4 protein-coding genes and 1 pseudogene are annotated in these 4,261 nt (G+C 42.4%); 3 read left to right on the plus strand and 2 right to left on the minus strand.

The genetic code is table 11. The features are described 5' to 3' along the window. Nucleotides 1–206, minus strand: a pseudogene (locus tag A1232T_RS08845) (RNA-guided endonuclease InsQ/TnpB family protein); the annotation flags it as partial. Between the two features lie 158 nt (nt 207–364). On the opposite strand from A1232T_RS08845, the gene A1232T_RS08850 reads away from it, so the two are divergent. Together A1232T_RS08850 and A1232T_RS08855 are read left to right on the plus strand one after the other, a co-directional pair. Then, nucleotides 365–1,147 carry a YdcF family protein gene (locus A1232T_RS08850; RefSeq protein ID WP_077449080.1) on the plus strand — a complete coding sequence of 261 codons (783 nt, stop codon included), beginning with the start codon at nt 365–367 and terminating at the stop codon, nt 1,145–1,147. Nucleotides 1,148–1,171: 24 nt separating this feature from the next. Beyond that, on the plus strand, nt 1,172–1,429 hold the full coding sequence (locus A1232T_RS08855) for a YfhL family 4Fe-4S dicluster ferredoxin (RefSeq protein ID WP_077449081.1): 258 nt from the start codon (nt 1,172–1,174) through the stop codon (nt 1,427–1,429). A gap of 86 nt (nt 1,430–1,515) precedes the next feature. On the opposite strand, the gene leuA is transcribed toward A1232T_RS08855, so the two are convergent. After that, complete coding sequence (gene leuA / locus A1232T_RS08860; RefSeq protein WP_077449082.1) at nt 1,516–3,273, minus strand: 2-isopropylmalate synthase; 1,758 nt, start codon at nt 3,271–3,273, stop codon at nt 1,516–1,518. Between the two features lie 253 nt (nt 3,274–3,526). Here leuA and A1232T_RS08865 point away from each other — a divergent pair, with 253 nt between their 5' ends. Then, nucleotides 3,527–4,024 carry an Lrp/AsnC family transcriptional regulator gene (locus tag A1232T_RS08865; RefSeq protein ID WP_095532556.1) on the plus strand — a complete coding sequence of 166 codons (498 nt, stop codon included), beginning with the start codon at nt 3,527–3,529 and terminating at the stop codon, nt 4,022–4,024. Nucleotides 4,025–4,261 lie beyond the last annotated feature (237 nt).

A 4,261-nucleotide genomic window follows, 5' to 3' on the forward strand; every position in this document is an offset into this window, starting at 1 on the left:
TGTAAGGTCTGACTGTGTAATCCTAAATATTCACCGCTACCTTTGGTGTACTGGTTTAAATCATAGGCTGAAAAGTACTTACCGGTACGTTTTAGATGCTCAAAGCAAAGTGCATTAATATAGTTCCACACGAAGTTCACTGAACCGCTTAGTTGATTCAGCTCTTTTATGTGTTTGTCTTTAATGCGTAGCTTGAGTGTTTTCATATGCTTAGTATGGCAAGATTAATTTTAGCTTACAACCCTTTAACGACTTCTTACGACAGTGTGTGTCGCCTTATATCCACCCCTGAAATAGGTGGTTTTACGGCGACCGGTGATAAACGTTATAATATGTCGCTAATTCTCACCATAAACCAAAAAATATGTCCAAAGCTCTAAGAGTGTTACTCATGGTTGCTGGCTGGGTGCTAGTCATTGACTGTACTTTCCTAATTGCTGCCGATAAGATTAACTTCGGTACCGTCGTGCCGTTTTTGATAGGCCTTATTTTTCTTATCCACGCATTTTGTTGGTCTAAAATCCAAAGCATTCTTAGTAACCACCGCAGCTTACGCAAACTGTGGAAGATACTTTGGGGTGCATTTGGTGTGTGGCTATTAAGCTTTATCTTATTTGCCTATAACTTACATAACCAAATTAGCGAAGTTGATGAGAATTATGAGAAGGTAGAGGCCATTATTATTTTAGGAGGGGGTATCCAAAATGGCATACCAACCCCCACATTAGCCAGCCGCTTAGACGCAGCCGTACCCTTAATCGAGCAGCAGCCCGAAGCTGTGGTCATCACCAGTGGCGGTGTTGGTGTCGGTGAAACCCGAAGCGAAGGCGAGGCCATGGCGCAATATCTACATGCGTTATACGGCATCCCATTGGATGATATTTATCAAGAAAAAAAGAGCACCAGTACCGAAGAGAACTTTTTATTTAGTCAAAAGATTTTAGCTGATAAACAGGTGTCCTTAGACGACCCAATTGCCATCGTAACCAGTGACTTTCATATCCCTCGATCAAAAGCGATTGCCGAGCATCAGGGTTACACCAACCTAGTGACTTTGGCGAGCCCTACCCCTTTAGCAACCCGATATAATTCATGGTTTCGTGAGTACTTTGCCTATATCAGTGGCTGGATTTTAGGTGAATATTGAACCGTAACTTTTTAGGAGATAATAATGGCACTAAAGATTACCTCTGAGTGTATCAATTGTGACATCTGTGAACCTGAGTGCCCGAATGAAGCCATTAGCTATGATCAAAAAGGGCAAAAGACTTATGTTATAGACCCCGAGCTTTGTACAGAGTGCGTGGGATTCTATGAAGAGCCAACCTGCGTCAAAGTTTGTCCCATCGATTGTATTATCGAAGACCCTGAGCGTATTGAATCGGATGAAGAACTGCTACAAAAGCATAAGAACATCTGGTCGAAATAAAGAGATATCCATAAAAAAGACCTGTCAAACTTGACAGGTCTTTTTTTTATAAACACTTTTTACTAATATCAGGCTTAGCCTTTAGCTTAAAACGCTTGAGACAGTGCTGATAGTGCCCCTTTTAGCATGGCTGACACGGTACTGGTATGAGTGCCAATGCCAGAGTAAATCTCACCATCTACGTTTAGCTGAATATATGCAGCAGCTTTGGCATTGGTTTTGTCACTTTGAGCCTCATCTTCTTCATCATAAGTGAACTCAGGACTAATTGCGTGCTCTGAGTAGTTAATAATGTGAAGCTGCTTGCCAGTATGACGAGCCACCCCATCGATGAAGGAAGATAGCGGACCGTTACCATGGCCAGAGATATCGATTGTCTCACCATTTAAGGTCATTTGACCACTAAACTCAACCTCACCACCCTTGTTATTAATGTTATGGTCTAATAGCTCATAACCTGAGTTTTGAAGGTAAGTACTTTCAAATGCTTCCAAGATCTCTTCGTTTTTCAGCTCGCGAGCCACATCTTCTGCTTTTTGTTGTACCACACGGCTAAAGTCAATCTGCATCCAGCGTGGTAGGTTAAAGCCATAGTTACGCTGTAAGATATAAGCCACGCCGCCTTTACCTGACTGACTGTTAATGCGTACCACATCTTGATAGCTTCTACCAATGTGTGCTGGGTCAATTGGTAAGTAGGCCACATCCCAAATGTTTTGCGTTGCCTCACTGTTTTTCTCATTGTAGTCAAGCGACTTCTTAATGGCATCTTGGTGCGAACCACTAAAGGCTGTAAATACCAATTCACCGACATAAGGATGACGAGGGTGTACAGGTAAGTTGTTACACTCACTGACTATCTGCACGATACGGCTCATGTCACTTAAATCTAGCTCAGGATCAACGCCTTGGCTATAAAGGTTCATGGCCATAATCATAATGTCCATATTACCGGTACGCTCACCATTACCTAGCAAGGTACCTTCAATACGATCTGCTCCTGCCAGCACGCCAAGCTCAGCGGCTGCTACGGCACTGCCTCGGTCATTATGAGTGTGCAAGCTAACAATGATATGTTCACGGTTTTTTACATGGCGACAGAAGTATTCAACTTGGTCGGCATAGACGTTTGGCATAGACGACTCAACTGTAGCAGGCAAGTTAATAATAACTTGTTGCCCCTCTTCTGGTTTCCATACCTCGTTCACCGCATTCACAACTTGAACCGCATAATCCGGCTCAGTCTGGCTGAAGCTCTCTGGTGAGTACTGGAATACCCACTCAGTATCTGGGTGCTTAGCCGCATGATCTTGCAGCATCTTCGCGCCTTTAATCGCAATCTCTTTAATCTCTTCTAAGTCTTTGGCATAGACTTTGTCACGCTGCACTTTACTGGTTGAGTTATAAACGTGTACTACCGCACGACGCACCCCTTGTAATGCCTCAAAAGTACGCTCAATCAAATGCTCACGAGCTTGAACTAAGACTTGAATGGTCACATCATCAGGAATATGATTTTCTTCAATCAATTTACGAGCAAAATCAAATTCCACTTGCGCCGCTGACGGGAACCCAATTTCAATCTCTTTAAAACCCACTTCAACCAACAGTTTGAAAAACTGCATTTTTTGCTCAATGGTCATTGGGTCAATTAAAGCTTGGTTACCATCACGCAGATCCACACTGGCCCAAGTTGGGGCTTTTTCAATGGTTTTGTTCGGCCAAGTACGATCTGGTAGATTGGGTGCAAACGCAAACGGTTGATATTTGCGAAAATCAAATGCTTCGAATTTTGGCTTAACTTTTGGTTCAACAACTGGTGAATGGCTAGTAACTTGGCTCATGGGTTGCCCTCTTTGGTCTAATATTTTTAATAACAATTAACAGCTAGGTACAACAAAATTAATAAGTATTATATAGCGAGTCGTTGCTGGCTGCTTTATATATTAATCTATACTGAATATCATAACAAAGTATATTGAAAATAATACTGCAAAATGACCCTGAATTTCGATGTTAATTAGTGTTAAAATCTATAAACAACATAATTATTAGCTAAAAACACTAACATACAAGCAGGAAACCCTATTAATGACTATGATAAGCCGTTCAGCTGACCTAAACCATCCAGATGCCTTTGAAATTGATAATGTCGACCGTCAAATCCTAGTACTGCTACAGCAAGATGCGCGTATGAGCATTACTGATATTGCCGAAGCGGTTCACTTATCTGCCACCCCTTGTGCTAGGCGTATTAAACGTCTGGAGCAAAGTGGCATCATCACTGGATACCACACCGAAGTAAACCCACAGAAGCTAGGTTATAGCTTAGCGATATATATCGCGGTGAGTATGGATCGACACACAGCAGAGCGGTTTGCTCAGTTTGAAGATAAAATTCAAAGTTTTGATGAGGTGGTGAGCTGTAGTATTGTCACCGGTCGTAGCGAGGATTATTTACTAAAGGTTGTGGTCCGAGATATGGCCCACTATGAAGAGTTTTTATTACATCGGTTAAACCGTATTGAAGGGGTTAGTCAGGTGCATACCAGTTTTGAGCTTCGAGAGGTATTTAATCGCGGTATTATCAGTTAGCGAACCGTTAGCGATCTGGCCTAGACAGCCTGCCGTGAAAGCTAAAAAATAAGGTCAAATAGTGACGCAAGCTTAAGAAAATTAACTATAATAACCGGCTTGACCTACTCCCACCACCAAACCTAGAGGTTATGGTGAGGGAATCTTTGCGACCCATAGCAACCTAAGTTGCCACCTTTCGCCATGCCACCTACGCTGATAGGTATAGGCATGGGGGAACTCTTTACACAGTAGCAA

Origin of the sequence: Psychrobacter pasteurii (assembly GCF_900162815.1) — a bacterium.
Lineage (GTDB): Bacteria > Pseudomonadota > Gammaproteobacteria > Pseudomonadales > Moraxellaceae > Psychrobacter > Psychrobacter pasteurii.

What these genes read in the sequence shown, in the direction of transcription:
- A1232T_RS08850 (WP_077449080.1), top strand. Translation starts at nt 365, where the DNA reads ATGTCCAAAGCTCTAAGAGTGTTACTCATGGTTGCTGGCTGGGTGCTA.
- A1232T_RS08855 (WP_077449081.1), top strand. Translation starts at nt 1,172, where the DNA reads ATGGCACTAAAGATTACCTCTGAGTGTATCAATTGTGACATCTGTGAA.
- A1232T_RS08865 (WP_095532556.1), top strand. Translation starts at nt 3,527, where the DNA reads ATGATAAGCCGTTCAGCTGACCTAAACCATCCAGATGCCTTTGAAATT.
- leuA (WP_077449082.1), bottom strand. Translation starts at nt 3,273, where the DNA reads ATGAGCCAAGTTACTAGCCATTCACCAGTTGTTGAACCAAAAGTTAAG.